The sequence below is a fragment of the Acinetobacter rudis genome, assembly GCF_031157835.1.
GTDB classification, from domain to species: domain Bacteria; phylum Pseudomonadota; class Gammaproteobacteria; order Pseudomonadales; family Moraxellaceae; genus Acinetobacter; species Acinetobacter rudis_A.
On sequence record NZ_JAVIDR010000012.1, the window covers coordinates 67,651 to 83,468 of the forward strand.

A 15,818-nucleotide genomic window follows, 5' to 3' on the forward strand; every position below is an offset into this window, starting at 1 on the left:
TTTTTATGCCTACTTTTCGCACATAGCAAAACAACAAATCAATTTATTTATAGAGAAAAATAATGGGCATTAAAATGATTTTGAACGCCAAAGCAGTATATGGCGTTCCAGTAAAAATTTTCACGACAGATGTGGATGAACAAAGTCTGACTCAACTCAGAAAAATGGCACAACTACAATTTATTCATTCACATATTGCAGTTATGCCAGATGTACATGTAGGTAAAGGTGCAACTGTCGGAAGTGTCATTCCCACTAAACAGGCAATTATTCCTGCTGCTGTAGGTGTAGATATTGGCTGTGGCATGAATGCACTACGTCTAAGTATAAAGGCTGACCAATTGCCCGATAACTTAAGTGGCTTACGTAATGCGATTGAACGCAAAGTGCCAGTTGGTTTTGAAATGCACAAGCAAATTCGCGCTAAAGCTTCCACATTAGCACCAATGGAAAAGCGGCTCGAAGTTATTACACGTAAGCACCCTAGTTTAACACGCATGCTTCGACATTTTAATTCAACATGGCAAAAACAATTAGGTACCTTAGGTGGTGGTAATCATTTTATTGAGCTTTGTCTTGATGAAAACCAGGATGTCTGGGTCATGTTGCACTCAGGTAGCCGTGGTTTAGGTAATGCTATTGGTACTTATTTTATTGAGCGTGCAAAAAAAGAAGCTCAACATCGTTTCGGCCATGTACCAGATAAAGACTTATCTTATTTTACAGAAGGATCAAGTTTATTTGATGATTACTTTGAAGCTGTGGAATGGGCACAAGAATACGCATACGAAAACCGTCGTGAAATGATGCGCCTCATTTTGGAAGCAATCCGTCCACTACTCCCTAGTTTTCAAATGACCAAAGAAGCAATCAACTGTCATCACAACTATGTACAAAAAGAGCTTCATTTTGATGAGGAGGTCTATGTCACACGTAAAGGAGCTATTCGTGCAGGTAAAGATGAGTATGGCATCATTCCAGGCTCAATGGGTGCAGCTTCTTTTATTGTTAAGGGTAAAGGTAATCCAGAGTCTTTTTGCTCTTGTTCACATGGGGCAGGACGTAAAATGAGTCGCTCTAAAGCCAAGATCAGCTTTAACCAACAGGACTTAATTCAACAAACTGAAGGAATTGAATGTCGTAAAGACAAAGGGGTTGTTGATGAAATTCCAGGAGCATATAAAGATATTCACGAAGTAATGGCCAATCAGGAAGACCTGATTGAAGTGGTTCATACACTAAAACAAGTCCTTTGTATTAAAGGCTAGTCTAAACATATGCATGGTGCGCATTTGCTTACACCATGCATATGCTCAATCTCATTAATTTAGTTTCAACTTTAATGTTACACGACGGTTTTTTTCACGTCCTTCAGCTGTACTATTGTCCGCGATAGGTTGAGCAGAAGCCACGCCTTCCGCAATGATTTGACTTGGGCTAACACTATATTGTGTCATTAAACGTGTTTTCACAATATTAGCGCGCTGCATAGAAACCCGCTTATTCACAGCATCACTTCCAATTGAATCTGTATGCCCAGTGATATAAACAATTGCCCGTGGATTAGACAGTAATATCTCCGCAACCTCCCCCACATAAACCAAATCACGCTCCACAATTTGTGTTGAATTATTCTTAAAATATATCGCTACACCCTGCTGTAATTCTTTTAAAGAAGGCAAACTTTGGCCCATCTTAGCATTGGTGGTCGTTTTTACTGGTGCAGGTGTACACGCTGTAAAAAAAACAGCTGAACCAATCAATAAAATCAAATTTTTCATAATATCTCTTTGTTTTGTTCATCGACTCTACAAAGAAACTGTATCACACCTTGAGTGGTTTATTAAAATGGACAAAAAAAAGCGACTCAAATGAGTCGCTTTTTTTCAAGAATTACAGTCTTATTACTGCAACTACGAATTAACGTGGTTGAGCAAGAACTGTACGGCTACCTGTGATAGTCGCGAATACACGACGGTTCATAGCACGGCCTTCTTTAGTGTTGTTATCAGCGATTGGTTGATCCCACGCGAAGCCTTGAGCAGACAAACGTGAAGCATCAATGTTGTATTCGCTTACAAGTGCAGATTTAACAGAGTTAGCACGAGCCAAAGATAAACGTTCGTTTAGCTTACGAGGACCAGTGTTATCTGTGTGACCTTCGATGCGAGCAGTTGCATTTGGATACTCGTTAAGTTTCTCTGCAACTTTAGCAATTTCTGGCTTGTATTGATCTTTGATGTTTGACTTGTTGATGTCAAAGAACACACGAAGTTCCATGTTAAGATCTTCGATTACTTCTTTAGGCTCTTGAACTACAGGAGCAACTGGTGCAACTGGTGCAACAACTACAACTGGAGCTGCAGGTTTCAAGTGACCACCAAGAACTACGTTAAGACCAGCAAGAGCTGTATAGTTCCAGAAATCTTCATCGATGTTATATGTAGCACGTGCTTCAGTACGTAGAGACAATACATCGTTTAGACGCCAGAAAGCACCAAAACCAGCATTACCTAAAGTACCTTCTTCTTTCATGCCACGATTGAAACGACCGATTTCGTCAGCAGAAGCACCTTTAAAGTCATATTTGTAATGACCCGCACCTAACAATACGTATGGCTTAATTTTGCTGTCATAGTCTTTAGTGATCAAATCAGAAGTAACATAGAAGTTACCGTTGATTTGTTGTTGTTTGTACTCAGCATTGTTCATGCCTTGACGAGTTTCAACATCACCTTTAACTTGGTTATATTCTGCTTCAAAACCTAACCATGGAGTCAATTCAACACCAATAGCAGCACCAACGAATAAATCGTCTTGCATTTCACCATTGTTAGTTAAATGGTCACGGCTGTTGTTGTGTTTAGTATCTTGAAATGTGTAACCTAAAAGTAAAGGGGTTACAGTTACACCAGCATTAGCCGCAGCTAATGGCGCAGCAACTAGCATAGCAAGTGCGATACGACTCAGTTTCATGGATTTCCTCCAGAGATAACAATTGTTGTTCAAGCTCAGCCTAAAATATTTTAGCTACCTGAGATGGGCATTCCATACGCTATGATGACGCCCCAGTATTATTTTTAAGCTACTCACGTTGAATCATACAAACACTTCGAACATATTCCAAGTGCCTGATAAGCTTAATCATGCAAATTATTGACAAAATTACTTACAATTTCCGTTGTAATTCCGTAATTTTTCACACGACCAGTACTATGAATAGCTTATGCTCATTTTCCCACCGCGCTATATTAACAGTATTCTAGAACGATAGTAAAAAAATTTTAACCTTATCGATCATTCTTTCTTTTCAAAAACAAATTAAGTTATTTTCATGATCACCATATAATTCAAGATATACAGCCCCATAAGCCTTCATTTTACACTAGACCTGTCCATTCGGTATAACCCAATGAACACTGTATATATTTTCATCTTGATTACACTTTAACACTTGTATAAATAATTTAAAATATATTTGATTGTTTATTAAAACAAAATTTTGCAAATACCACTCATTTGGCAGGATTATTCATTAAAAAAATACAAAAACTTATTTTAGAAAACATCAATACTGCATTGTTTTTTAAAAACATTTAAGATTATCAACATAAAAGCACATACTTTTTAATTTAAGAAATAGTCTACATTCACAACATAATAAACTGAATTTTATGCTTATTATGATGGTCGAAATGACATTATCAATTTAAACATTATTATTCATTAATTTAGACAACATTGCTCACTCAACAACTTAAAATTTAAACAAGGTCACTTTACCTTATAATTTATACAACACAAGTAAAGTGAAAATATGATAAGGCACAAGATTTTAAGCAATTAAGGTGAAATCAACTTCTTTCCCCCCGATGCAAATATCCCCAATCAGCTTTCAATATATAAATGAGTCAAAACAAAATAATGGCCTATAATGATAAACATAATAGAAATCCAAACCATAAAATTGATCAAGGAATCACGCTACTAGAGCTTATGGCTTGTTTGAGTATGATCATCGTCATGTACTTTCTGAGCATTCCATTCTTCAATAAAATAGCAGCACAACTTGAAGCTAAAAATATATCTAGTCTTATTCAACAACAGCTCCATCTAGCACGAAATCAAGCTTTTATTTCCAATCAAGATCTAATCATCTGTGCCTCGAACAACTTGATTCATTGTGATCAACAACAATGGGCACAGGGTTTAATTGTTTATATAGATCGCAATAAAGACCGTCAATTAAATAAAAATGAACATATCATTTCTCACCTCGAAATGAATATCAAATATGGTACTTTTAATTGGTATGGGAACAGCACACATAAGACTCAAATCGTTTTTCAATCAGATACAGGTTTACCACGGGGATCAAATGGACGATTTCGCTATTGTAGCCAAATCAATCCTCACCTTAGCTTCGATCTGATACTAAATCAGATGGGACATTTAAGTCACATACCAACAAAAGCTTGTTAGTCAGGAAAATTTCTGTACTCGATCAGCTTTTTTTATATACTCCTTATTGGGAAAATGACTTAAAAACAAATGGAGAAATTAGAATGACTGAGATTGTAATTGTTAATGGAGCACGTACTGCTATGGGTGGCTTTCAAGGAAGTCTATCTACCCAAACAGCCCCACAACTGGGTGCTGTAACCATACAAGCTGCAATTTCTCGCTCAGGTGTAGCATTAGAGGATGTTGAAGAAGTCATTATGGGCTGTGTCTTACCTGCTGGGTTAAAGCAAGGCCCTGCACGCCAAGCTATGCGTTTAGCGGGTCTTCCTGACACAACAGCAGCCGTCACAATTAATAAACTTTGTGGTTCGGGAATGAAAGCAGTCATGCAGGCTGCAGATATGATCAAAGCCGGATCAGCAACAACAGTAATTGCCGGGGGTATGGAATCTATGAGTAATGCTCCATATCTATTAACCAAGGCACGTGCTGGTTACCGTATGGGACATGGTGAATTAAAAGATCATATGTTCTTTGATGGCTTAGAAGATGCAGAAACGGGTCGCCTCATGGGTTCATTTGCACAAGACATGGCAAATGAACGCGCATATAGCCGAGAACAAATGGATGAATTTGCCATTCGATCACTTAATCGTGCTAAAACAGCCATTACAGAAGGTTATTTCAAAGATGAAATAGTTCCTGTCACTATTTCTACTCGAAAAGGTGATGTGACAGTAGATAGCGATGAACAACCCTTTAATGCAAATATTGAGAAGATTCCAACGTTACGTCCAGCATTTGCACATGATGGAACTATTACAGCTGCGAATGCCAGTTCTATCTCTGATGGTGCTTCTGCCCTCTTACTCACCTCAAGTGCAAATGCACAAGCTAAAGGTCTTCAACCTCTAGCCAAAATTGTAGCGTATGCATCTAACTCACGTCATCCTTCAGAGTTTACCATTGCACCAGGCGGTGCAATTGAAAAAGTCCTACAGCAAACTCAATGGAATGCTCAAGATGTAGACTTGTGGGAGATTAATGAAGCCTTTGCAATGGTGACCATGTGTCCAATTGATGATTTCAAACTCGACCCTGAAAAAGTAAATATTCACGGTGGTGCCTGTGCGCTTGGCCACCCTGTTGGTTCTACAGGTTCACGAATTATCTTGTCATTAATTCATGCCTTGAAACGTACAGGTGGTAAAAAAGGCATTGCCACTTTATGTATTGGTGGTGGAGAGGCAACCGCCGTAGCAATTGAAATTTTATAGTTCTATAAAATGAATAAAAAAATCCTGCAAATTAATATATGTGGGATTTTTTTATGATTGATTTTATTATCTATATCCATCACCCACACAATTCATAATAACGTCACAATAACCATAATGGTGAAAACTATGCAACTTAACCACTACTTGAGCTTTAAAGGTCAAACCGAAGCTGCTTTTAATTTTTATAAAACGGCTTTTGGAGGAGAATTCTCCCTATTAAAACGTTATGGGGAAATCCCAACTGAACACGCACTCAGCGCACAGGAACGAGACTATATTCTGCATGTTTCTCTACCCATCAACGAATACACTGTTCTTATGGGTTCAGATTATACTGAAGCGCTCTGTACCCAAAAGAATATACAACTCGTACAAGGCAATAATCATCATATTTCCATAAACCTTACTGCCGGTGAGGAAGCTGAAGCTCATCGTTTATTTGCAGTACTTTCTCAAGGTGGTCAAATCGAAATGGCTCTAGAACAAACATTCTGGGGCGCACTTTACGCCTCATTTATAGATCAATTTGGAATTCACTGGATGATCAACTGTCAGTAAGATCCATCCAACAATCCCTATCGTTCTGCTAATGCGTTGTTCTTATTAAAGAGAACAACGCTTCTTTAAAATATTCAACATTTTCTGATAATCAGATAACTGGAGTGGGCTAATCTGTTTTTGAAAATGTTGAAGTATAGCGGCATAGACACGCTCTATTCTAGCTGGCAACCAACTAGAATCTGGTGCGAAAAGCACATAACGCCCATCTCGAATAGCCTCATCCAACAACTGTTGCAAATCATAAGCAACCTGAGGCTGATGTTCGCGATCATCTTCAATTAAACAAATAATCCAATATAGACGATCCCAATAATCCAAATATTTTAGATATCCCAACTTGGATAGTAAACTTGGACATTCATGAGTTAATCCTAGTAGTATAGTCAGCTCATCAACTGTAATTTGTTTAGTTAAGGCTCGAAGCAAACATTCAATATATTGCAAACTAAAATTTAATTGCACATACGTCAAAGTAGACAAATAAATTATATCCTCCATACTTAAATAATTACTTTTCAAACTCGATATTAAAACATGAGCTCGTAATTCCTCATTGGAGGTTAATGAGATTAATTGTAGCAACTCATTCTTATCCCATTTCATCAGCATCAATTGACGAACTCTTATTTTTTCCTGATGGTTATCTAATGAGCTGATAGGGTATTGATTAAAATATGCCTTAAAATTAAAACCTCTCCCCTTTAGTACAAAGCATGCATAATCCATAACAGACTTATATTTACTCTGCCAAGCCAACAATAATGTTTCTGTTTCTAAACTACCATTAAGGTGTAATGTCTGTAATAACTGACGTTGAATATCCCCAAACGAACTTTGTCTAAACTCGTTCTTTAACTCATCAGTTTGATTTCTATGAAGTACACCTTGCAACCAAAACACCCTCAGCATTGGGTCTTTTGCGAACTTACACAATCGCTCTAACTCAAGCAAATTGATCCATTGATATTTTTTAACATGCTGAAAAATTGATCTAACTCGATGACCTTGTTGACCAAACATCACTTGTTGTAAATAACCTAGATTAGAAAGAATACTTTCAAAGATGATCTGTTCAATATCACGCATTCTCCTCACACGATCTTGTATAGCAACGACATCTTCAAAATAATCAATGCAGAGTTTAGAAAAACCTTGTTGTTTACTCCAAACTTTCAAATTTTCTTCTGCAGCTTGCCGATTAGCTTCCACATAATCACTTAAGCAACGCAATAACAATGGAAAAACATCAGGTTTAAAATTATTTTTTAGTGCAATAAGCGATTTTTGACGCAAATATCCATCCCGATTGGTTAAATATAATTTTAACTGTTCAAACTCATTCATTTTCTATTCAGTACAATTATCATTCTCTCTCAATTATAGTTTAGTTATATAAATTTTAACTTATTTTATTGCATAAAAAAGCTGGATAAAATCCAGCTTTTATTGCGCAGTTATACCGAGCTATTATGCCCCAGTTTGATAACTCGCCTGTGCTACAGCAGTCGAAGCTTGATAAGGATGAGTGAAATCTTTTAAACCTTGTGCGGCTTCTTCAATATCTTTACCTTCTTTAATTACAAAACTATCAAAGCCAGAGCGTTTCAGATAATTGAGGACATCTTTAAAGATATCCCCAACAGCACGTAATTCACCTTGAAAACCTTGACGACGCAAAAGTGCAGCAAAAGAATAACCACGACCATCATTAAAACCAGCAAACTCAATAAAGATAGTATCCAATTGGGCAAGTGGAAATACATGTGACTCTGGTGAATCATCAACTGTAAGATAAAGCGCTTTTTTACCTTTCACTTGTCCAAGTACATCAAGTTGTGAAGTGGTAAGCACAACATCACCTACTGGAATTTGACCATCCTCAGTGAGCAATTGATAGCTATTTTCTACGATGCTGCCATCTTTATTGAGTACAGCCAATGCAGTATTAAGCATATGCACGCTCCTTAAATGGTTGAATGCCAACACGGCGATAAGTTTCGATAAATTCTTCTTTATCTAAACGCAAATCTAAATAGGTATTGAGAATTTCATCTATCACATCAGGAACGACTTCTGCGGCAAAAGAAGGCCCTAAAATATCACCAAGTGAAGCATCATGATCAGCATTACCACCAAGTGTAATTTGATAGAACTCAGCACCTTTTTTATCTACACCTAAAATTCCAATATTTCCTACATGATGATGACCACATGCGTTCATACATCCTGAAATATTTAAATCAATACGGCCTAAATTATAAACTGTATCTAGGTCATCAAAGCGGCGACTAATGGCTTCTGAAATTGGAATTGATTTTGCGTTAGCCAGTGAACAAAAATCCCCACCTGGACAGCAGATAATATCGGTAATAAAACCAATATGAGCACGAGCTAAATTATTTTGTTCAAGCACTTGCCATAAAGCAAATAAATCTTTTTGTGGTACATCAACCAAAGCAATATTTTGCTCATGTGTTGTTCTTAACTCACCAAAGGTATATTGATCTGCTAGATCTGCAATAACATTCATCTCTTCAGAGGTAATATCACCTGGTGCGACACCTGCACGTTTCAGTGAAATCGTTACAACACGATAACCTTTCACTTTATGTGCATGGGTATTAATATTGAACCACTGTTTAAACTTCGGATGTTCAGCAAATAATGCACTAAAGTCTTCATCGGTATAATTTTGATAACTAAATGGTAGAAACTCCTGATCCATTTTTTCCAAAACATCAGCCTGAATTTTTAGTGTTTTCACAGTATGTTGAAACTCAGCTTCAACTTTTTCAGCGAATACTGCAGGTGTTAATGCTTTCACCAAAATTTTAATACGTGCTTTATATTTATTATCACGACGACCATGCAAGTTATAAACACGCAAAACTGCTTCTAAATATGCAATCAGGTCTTCTCTTGGCAACCATTCACGAATCACCACACCAATAATTGGTGTGCGGCCCAATCCACCGCCCACTTTAATTTGATAACCAATTTCACCAGCATCATTTTTCACAATATAAACACCAATATCATGAAAAGAGACTGCAGCACGATCAACTTCAGACAAAGCAGAAACAGCAATTTTGAACTTTCGCGGTAGGAAAGCAAATTCAGGATGGAAAGTACTCCACTGACGAATCAACTCACAAGTTGGACGTGGATCGGCTACTTCCCCAGCAACAACACCTGCATATTGGTCAGTGGTTGTATTACGAATACAGTTTCCTGATGTTTGAATGGCGTGCATTTGTACTGTTGCCAATTCTGCCAACATATCAGGAACATTTTCTAAAGCTGGCCAGTTAAATTGAATATTCTGGCGAGTAGAAACATGTGCATAACCACGGTCATAGTTTTTTGCAAGTTCAGCGACTTTTCTAAGCTGCTTCGAATTCATTAAACCGTAAGGTACAGCTATACGTAACATCGGTGCATAACGTTGCACATATAAACCATTTTGCAAACGTAATGGACGGTATTCATCTTCCGTCAATTTACCTGCTAAATAGCGTTGTGTTTGATCACGAAATTGCGCAACTCGTTCATTGATCAGTTGCTGATCGAAGTCAGTATATAAGTACATGGCGATTAGCTAGTCAGTTCCTGAATAAGACGGCTAGCATAGCGATTATTCATGTATCAGATAAATGTATTTTCTTAATACTTATTAGAAGTTTTCCAAATATAGGCGGTGTAACTGTTGGCTAAGCAATGATTTTGCTTAAATGACGCGCATAAATCAGGAGTTTTACTTTATTCTCAAATAGATATCACATTTTTGCATATTTGATAGAGTTGAACTTGAATGGGGATTTCTTCATAAAACTCTAGGCATTCTATTTTTTATTGCATTATGCAAGCTAAACTTACATTTCAAACAATCCGTATTCTGATCTGAGTTTTATTATCAAGTCATCAACACTAAATTGTGAGATAACAGTTTTCCCAATGATTACTAGCAAAATCACCCTGACTCAAATGTACAAACTGCCCCTGCACTTCACTAATATGCAAACAATCATCGACCTCTAGTACGCGATCTGTATGTTGTTTTTGCCAATGGGCAGCAAAATATTGCTTACCTTTAACTTTAGCCACCATTTCATTTTGAGCGACCACTAAAACATAACGATGTAATTCACCAAACTCTTTTGGATCATAGCCCCCAAGATTAATTAAATATAACTTCTCTTCAGATTGGGGAGCTGCATTGGGCTCAAATCGTAACTGATAATTTTGACCTTCAAAACTGACACCACGAATTTGAGCCCATGCGTCAATATGTAAACCCTTTGCTTCGCCAAACCAAGCTTGTTTTAACTGTGGATAGACTTGTTCCAAGCTCTCACCAACAGCAAGTACTACATCATGTACCTCAGTATTGGCTTTAGCATGACGCCCACCCAACATAACAACAAACAAGCTTAGCATAAACAAATTCCTTACATATCAACCATTTCAACACCATCTATACGCGCAACAGTCATTAAATCCTTATCACCACGACCCGATACCGTCGCAATAATAATTTGATCTTTAGACATAGTTGGCGCCAGCTTAGTCACATAAGCCATTGCATGCGAGCTTTCTAAGGCTGGAATGATGCCTTCAATCTGGGTTAAATCACGGAAACCTTGCAATGCTTCTGCATCGTTAATTGGCATATATTGCACACGATCCATGTCTTTTAAGAAACTATGTTCAGGACCAACACCCGGATAATCTAAACCGGCTGAAATACTATGCGTTTCAATAATTTGACCTTGTGGATCAGACATTAAATAGGTTCTGTTACCATGTAATACACCAACATGCCCAGCATTTAATGGTGCAGAGTGCTTACCTGTGTGAATACCTAGACCTGCCGCTTCAACACCATACATTTTGACATTGGTATCATTTAAGAATGGATAAAACAAACCAATCGCATTCGAACCACCACCCACACAAGCAACCAATGCATCAGGAAGACGGCCTGCTTGTTCTAAAATTTGCTTACGTGCTTCACGACCAATAATCGATTGGAAATCACGAACCAATTGAGGATATGGGTGTGGTCCAGCCGCAGTACCAATTACATAATAGGTATTATCCACATTGGTTACCCAATCACGCATGGCTTCGTTCATGGCATCTTTCAATGTTTTTGAACCACTTTCTACAGGAACAACCGTTGCACCCAATAAACGCATACGATAGACATTCATTGCTTGACGTCTAACGTCCTCGGCACCCATGTAAACAACGCATTCCATACCTAAACGTGCAGCAATTGTTGCAGTTGCCACACCATGTTGGCCTGCACCTGTTTCAGCAATAATACGTTTTTTACCAGAAAGCTTAGCCAATAACGCTTGACCGATTGTATTATTTACTTTGTGCGAACCTGTATGATTTAAATCTTCTCGTTTTAAATAAATCTGCGCGCCACCAAGGACTTCCGACCAACGCTCAGCATGATATAACGGACTTGGACGACCAACGTAAAATGCCAAATCGCGGTCAAACTCCGCTTGGAATTTCGCATCTTCTTTCATACGAAAATAGAGTTTTTCCAAATCTTGCAATGCTGCCATTAATGTTTCTGACACGAAACGCCCACCATGGATACCAAAGTGGCCATTGGCATCGGGAAATTGGCTATAGTCAATCACATTATTTTGCTGATCCACCTTGGACTCCTTGCATAAATCGTTGAATGAGTTGTTGATTTTTTATACCTTTGGCTGACTCTACACCACCACTTACATCAACTGCATAAGGCTGAGTAACAGTAATGGCCTGTTGAATATTATCGGCATGCAACCCGCCCGCTAAAATCAATGGGAAATCAGTCTGTGGAAATTTGCTCCAGTCAAACTGTAAACCTGTCCCACCTTTCAGCTCTGGATGCCATGCATCAAGTAATACAGCACTTGCTCCACTCTGTTGATATGACGCAATTTCTGCAACCATATCCGATGCAGGTTTTACCTGTAATGCCTTATACCAACGTCGTCCAGTACGCTGCGCAATCTGTTGACATTGCTCGGGTGTTTCATCGCCATGCAACTGTAACACATCAACCGGAACCTGTTGCAGTACCTGTGCAATTTCCTCAGCATCCGCATTGACAAACAATCCCACAATACTGACATAAGGTGGAATGTGTTCGGCTAACAATTTGGCTTGCTCTACATTTACTGCGCGTGGACTTGGCGCATAAAAAACCAAACCAATTGCATCGGCACCAGCCTCTACAGCAGCGTGAATGTCCTCTACACGAGTAATGCCACAAATTTTGACACGAGTACGCATCGTTGTATCCATTTGAACTATATAAAACTAAAGCAAAATTTCCATGAAATGGCATTGTAATGTAATTTTGTCATGTCGTGCTAAATCTTAACCACCAAAGCCGTTTTTTTATTGTTTAAATAAACTACAGTCTTTATACTGCGCAAAAATTGCAACGAGTCTTACCACACATCGGTATAGGGAATTTGGTTGAAGCCAAAACTGCCCCCGCAACGGTAAGAATGAATACATATCCAATAAGTCACCACTTAAACCACTGCACCTTTGGTGTGGGAAGGTCGATATGTACGCAAATGACTACGGTGCCGTCATTTTGCTCATACTCAAGTCCGGAAACCTGCTTGTTGCTCTCTCATCATCAAACATTCACGGGGGGTGAATGTATGGAGTCGATCATGTCATCTATTTTTCAATACAGCACACTTGTAAGTGCTATCACTCTAGCAATGTGTGCAACCAGTACAACCTTTGCGGCTAACGATCAACAAGAACGTGTAGTTCTTCCTACTTTAGTTGTTACTGCATCTAAATCAGCAGAAGAAATTGAAAAAGTTCCTGCACGGATGAATGTCATTGATCAGCAAGAAATTTCTCAAAATCCTGCAATCAATCTATCCGACCTATTACAAAAAGAAGCCAGTATTTTTATTAAACAAAATGGTGGTTTAGGTCAGACTTCAGAATTATCTTTACGGGGAACAAAATCTGTTCATACTTTATTGTTAAAAGATGGTGCGCGAATCAATAGCCAAAATGATCTCGCACCTGTATATACAGGTTTCTTAGATACAACTGATATTCAACAAATCGAGATTTTAAAAGGCCCAGCATCAGTACAGTATGGGAGTGATGCAGTAGGTGGTGTCATACAATTAATTTCAAAAAAACCTGAAAAAACAAGTGCCTCACTAACCGGCATCTATGGTGAAAATCAAACCTATAAGGTAATTGCCAATGCAGATTTAGTTGCTGACAATGGGCTTTATGCACAAATAGGTGGACAACGTTTAGAAAGTGATGGTACTCGTATTTTTGAAAGCCAATCGACTTCTGACAAAGCATCTTTTGATCAAAAAGGATTCAATGCCAAAGTAGGTTATTTCAAAGAAAATAAAATTGATTCAAGTTTAGCGATCAGTCAGAACAAAGGAACTAATATCTTTAGTAATGACTACATACGAAATACAGCACCACGTCAATTTGAAAACCAACTTATCAACGCTAAAATTGCATATATTTTAAACTCTGATTTTACGATTAATGCACGTTACTCAAATGTAAAAGATAAACAAAATGTACCTGTATATGCTTCCCACTATAATACTGAAAATAATGAGGGTGATATTAACTTGCGCTGGAATTTCACCCCAAAACAAAATGTTTTGTTTGGCGTAAACCTTCTCAATGCTCGTTATGACAGCAATACCATTCAGGATAATAAGAAAACGATAGATACCACAGGCTATTATATTCAGCATCAATTCAAATCTGATCGAGTAAATACTCAAGTGGGTATTCGATTAGAAGATAATGATAAATTTGGCACACATACTGTTGGTCAGGGTGCAATTCGATACCAAGTGCTACCATCTACTAGTGTATATGCCAATATTGGAAGTGCTTTCCGCGCACCGTCATTGAATGAGTTATATTCACAATGGGGAGGTAACACACAACTAAAACCTGAGGAAAGTGTTTCCTATGAGCTGGGATTAGATCACTACATTACAGACAACCTACTTACTAGTCTCTCTGTTTATCGCACTAACTTGGATAATCTAATTACATATACCAATGACATCAATGAGAATATTCAAAAAGCAAACTTTACTGGTGGTGAATTAGCTTTAAAATGGAAAAAAGATGATTGGTTCGTATCTAGCGAATATGCTTATGTCGAAACAGAAAATAAAACAACTGGTATAGAAATCGCATATCGGCCTAAAAACACATTTACAATAAATGCTGGCTTAGAAAATCCAGTTTATGGAATTAGTGCAACGCTCGTCTCCAGATCTCATTCAAATGCCAGTAATTCCACTAACCCAATTCGTGTCCCTGGTTATGCAACCATTGATTTAAATGCATATTGGAACATTAACCCAAACATAAAACTATTTAGTAATATCCAAAATATAGGTGATGTTCAATACCGTGAAGTTCATAACAACTTTCCTTCATCAGATTGGTATGTGAATGGTGGCCGCTTAGCTTCAGCTGGTGTGACATTTAAATACTAAACATCCAATACTGTAGTCTTGATCAATATTATGGATAATGTCAGCCAGACATTATCCATTTTTATTATAGGGAACTCACAATGGGACATCGTTTAAGCAAAATCTATACACGTACAGGTGATTCAGGAAGTACAGGTCTTGGAGATGGCTCTCGTGTAGCTAAAGACGACCTTCGTATCCAAACACTCGGTGATGTTGATGAGTTAAATGCCATCATTGGTGTATTACGAGCCCAGATCGTAAACAGTGATATCACTGAACAAGATCAATGGGAAAAATCTCTAAGTCTTATTCAACACTGGTTATTTGATTTAGGGGGTGAGGTATGTATTCCTAACTACAAATTATTACAACCGATTTGTATTGAATACCTTGAAAGTGAAATTGATCAAATGAACCAGCATCTGCCTATGCTCAAAGAGTTTATTTTACCTGCTGGCAATTTAAGTTGTAGTTATGCTCACCAAGCACGTGCTGTATGCCGACGTGCAGAACGTAGTCTAGTAAGCTTACAACAACGTGATCAAAATATTGAAAATACAGCATTACAATTACTTAATCGTCTTTCAGATTGGTTATTTGTAGCCTCTCGCAGCCTACAACGTATTCATGGTGGCAGCGAGGTCTTGTGGCAAAAAAATATCAACGAAAGTATCTAAGCAACAACGAAAATCCTGACTAAAATAGTGGATATCTCTGACATAAAAAACGATCATCAAGAATAATTTTTCTTGATGATCAATATATTACTTTTAAAAGTAAACACACTACATATTTACATCATGACAAACTATATTTTCATTACACTTAAATAAATACAAATGTACAATAATACTAGTGAATACATATGAGCTCGTGCTATTATTTGGCCGAAAGTTATAGTGCAAAAATGAGTACGCTTTGCATCTGCGCTGAACTATAATTTGTATTTGTTTTGCCTTCCTTCTTAGGTTTTTAGGAGTGCTGTTGG

At 37.7% G+C, this 15,818-nt stretch carries 14 protein-coding genes and 1 riboswitch; of the genes, 6 read left to right on the plus strand and 8 right to left on the minus strand.

What is annotated here, in order from left to right; translation table 11 throughout:
* Positions 1-62: 62 nt before the first annotated feature.
* A complete protein-coding gene (locus RFH42_RS11435) occupies positions 63-1,268 on the plus strand; it encodes an RtcB family protein (protein WP_308975753.1) in 1,206 nt (401 codons plus the stop codon).
* A 54-nt stretch (positions 1,269-1,322) separates the two neighbouring features.
* On the opposite strand, the gene RFH42_RS11440 is transcribed toward RFH42_RS11435, so the two are convergent.
* A complete protein-coding gene (locus RFH42_RS11440; RefSeq protein WP_308975755.1) occupies positions 1,323-1,781 on the minus strand; it encodes an OmpA family protein in 459 nt (152 codons plus the stop codon).
* A 139-nt stretch (positions 1,782-1,920) separates the two neighbouring features.
* Positions 1,921-2,976, minus strand: a complete 1,056-nt coding sequence (omp38, locus tag RFH42_RS11445) for an outer membrane protein Omp38 (RefSeq protein WP_308975757.1) — start codon at positions 2,974-2,976, stop codon at positions 1,921-1,923.
* A 948-nt stretch (positions 2,977-3,924) separates the two neighbouring features.
* On the opposite strand from omp38, the gene RFH42_RS11450 reads away from it, so the two are divergent.
* The 3 genes from RFH42_RS11450 (at position 3,925) to RFH42_RS11460 (ending at position 6,302) form a co-directional block, all read left to right on the plus strand.
* Positions 3,925-4,482: a GspH/FimT family pseudopilin gene (locus RFH42_RS11450; RefSeq protein WP_308975758.1), complete on the plus strand. Its 558-nt coding sequence runs from the start codon at positions 3,925-3,927 to the stop codon at positions 4,480-4,482.
* Between the two features lie 83 nt (positions 4,483-4,565).
* Entirely contained in the window at positions 4,566-5,741 is a 1,176-nt protein-coding gene (locus RFH42_RS11455; protein WP_308975759.1) for a thiolase family protein, read from the plus strand.
* A 129-nt stretch (positions 5,742-5,870) separates the two neighbouring features.
* Positions 5,871-6,302 carry a VOC family protein gene (locus RFH42_RS11460; protein WP_308975760.1) on the plus strand — a complete coding sequence of 144 codons (432 nt, stop codon included), beginning with the start codon at positions 5,871-5,873 and terminating at the stop codon, positions 6,300-6,302.
* Between the two features lie 45 nt (positions 6,303-6,347).
* Here the strand turns inward: RFH42_RS11460 and RFH42_RS11465 are convergent, their stop codons facing one another.
* From RFH42_RS11465 to RFH42_RS11490, 6 genes are all read right to left on the minus strand, one after another.
* On the minus strand, positions 6,348-7,649 hold the full coding sequence (locus tag RFH42_RS11465) for a hypothetical protein (protein WP_308975761.1): 1,302 nt from the start codon (positions 7,647-7,649) through the stop codon (positions 6,348-6,350).
* A gap of 123 nt (positions 7,650-7,772) precedes the next feature.
* Positions 7,773-8,258, minus strand: a complete 486-nt coding sequence (locus RFH42_RS11470) for a DUF934 domain-containing protein (RefSeq protein WP_308975762.1) — start codon at positions 8,256-8,258, stop codon at positions 7,773-7,775.
* Entirely contained in the window at positions 8,251-9,894 is a 1,644-nt protein-coding gene (locus RFH42_RS11475) for a nitrite/sulfite reductase (RefSeq protein ID WP_308975763.1), read from the minus strand. The genes RFH42_RS11470 and RFH42_RS11475 overlap by 8 nt, the downstream gene beginning before the upstream one ends.
* Positions 9,895-10,232: 338 nt before the next feature.
* Complete coding sequence (locus tag RFH42_RS11480) at positions 10,233-10,742, minus strand: DUF1543 domain-containing protein (RefSeq protein ID WP_308975764.1); 510 nt, start codon at positions 10,740-10,742, stop codon at positions 10,233-10,235.
* Positions 10,743-10,753: 11 nt separating this feature from the next.
* Positions 10,754-11,983: a tryptophan synthase subunit beta gene (gene trpB, locus RFH42_RS11485; protein ID WP_308975765.1), complete on the minus strand. Its 1,230-nt coding sequence runs from the start codon at positions 11,981-11,983 to the stop codon at positions 10,754-10,756.
* Entirely contained in the window at positions 11,967-12,608 is a 642-nt protein-coding gene (locus RFH42_RS11490) for a phosphoribosylanthranilate isomerase (RefSeq protein WP_308975766.1), read from the minus strand. The genes trpB and RFH42_RS11490 overlap by 17 nt, the downstream gene beginning before the upstream one ends.
* Positions 12,609-12,747: 139 nt before the next feature.
* Positions 12,748-12,967, plus strand: a riboswitch (cobalamin riboswitch).
* A 36-nt stretch (positions 12,968-13,003) separates the two neighbouring features.
* On the opposite strand from RFH42_RS11490, the gene RFH42_RS11495 reads away from it, so the two are divergent.
* A complete protein-coding gene (locus RFH42_RS11495; RefSeq protein ID WP_308975767.1) occupies positions 13,004-14,848 on the plus strand; it encodes a TonB-dependent receptor plug domain-containing protein in 1,845 nt (614 codons plus the stop codon).
* Positions 14,849-14,928: 80 nt separating this feature from the next.
* Positions 14,929-15,507, plus strand: a complete 579-nt coding sequence (locus RFH42_RS11500; RefSeq protein WP_308975768.1) for a cob(I)yrinic acid a,c-diamide adenosyltransferase — start codon at positions 14,929-14,931, stop codon at positions 15,505-15,507.
* The last annotated feature ends 311 nt before the right edge of the window (positions 15,508-15,818 follow it).

Coding starts and splice junctions, on each gene's coding strand:
- RFH42_RS11435 (WP_308975753.1), top strand. CDS start 63: ATGGGCATTAAAATGATTTTGAACGCCAAAGCAGTATATGGCGTTCCA.
- RFH42_RS11440 (WP_308975755.1), bottom strand. CDS start 1,781: ATGAAAAATTTGATTTTATTGATTGGTTCAGCTGTTTTTTTTACAGCG.
- omp38 (WP_308975757.1), bottom strand. CDS start 2,976: ATGAAACTGAGTCGTATCGCACTTGCTATGCTAGTTGCTGCGCCATTA.
- RFH42_RS11450 (WP_308975758.1), top strand. CDS start 3,925: ATGGCCTATAATGATAAACATAATAGAAATCCAAACCATAAAATTGAT.
- RFH42_RS11455 (WP_308975759.1), top strand. CDS start 4,566: ATGACTGAGATTGTAATTGTTAATGGAGCACGTACTGCTATGGGTGGC.
- RFH42_RS11460 (WP_308975760.1), top strand. CDS start 5,871: ATGCAACTTAACCACTACTTGAGCTTTAAAGGTCAAACCGAAGCTGCT.
- RFH42_RS11465 (WP_308975761.1), bottom strand. CDS start 7,649: ATGAATGAGTTTGAACAGTTAAAATTATATTTAACCAATCGGGATGGA.
- RFH42_RS11470 (WP_308975762.1), bottom strand. CDS start 8,258: ATGCTTAATACTGCATTGGCTGTACTCAATAAAGATGGCAGCATCGTA.
- RFH42_RS11475 (WP_308975763.1), bottom strand. CDS start 9,894: ATGTACTTATATACTGACTTCGATCAGCAACTGATCAATGAACGAGTT.
- RFH42_RS11480 (WP_308975764.1), bottom strand. CDS start 10,742: ATGCTAAGCTTGTTTGTTGTTATGTTGGGTGGGCGTCATGCTAAAGCC.
- RFH42_RS11490 (WP_308975766.1), bottom strand. CDS start 12,608: ATGCGTACTCGTGTCAAAATTTGTGGCATTACTCGTGTAGAGGACATT.
- RFH42_RS11495 (WP_308975767.1), top strand. CDS start 13,004: ATGTCATCTATTTTTCAATACAGCACACTTGTAAGTGCTATCACTCTA.
- RFH42_RS11500 (WP_308975768.1), top strand. CDS start 14,929: ATGGGACATCGTTTAAGCAAAATCTATACACGTACAGGTGATTCAGGA.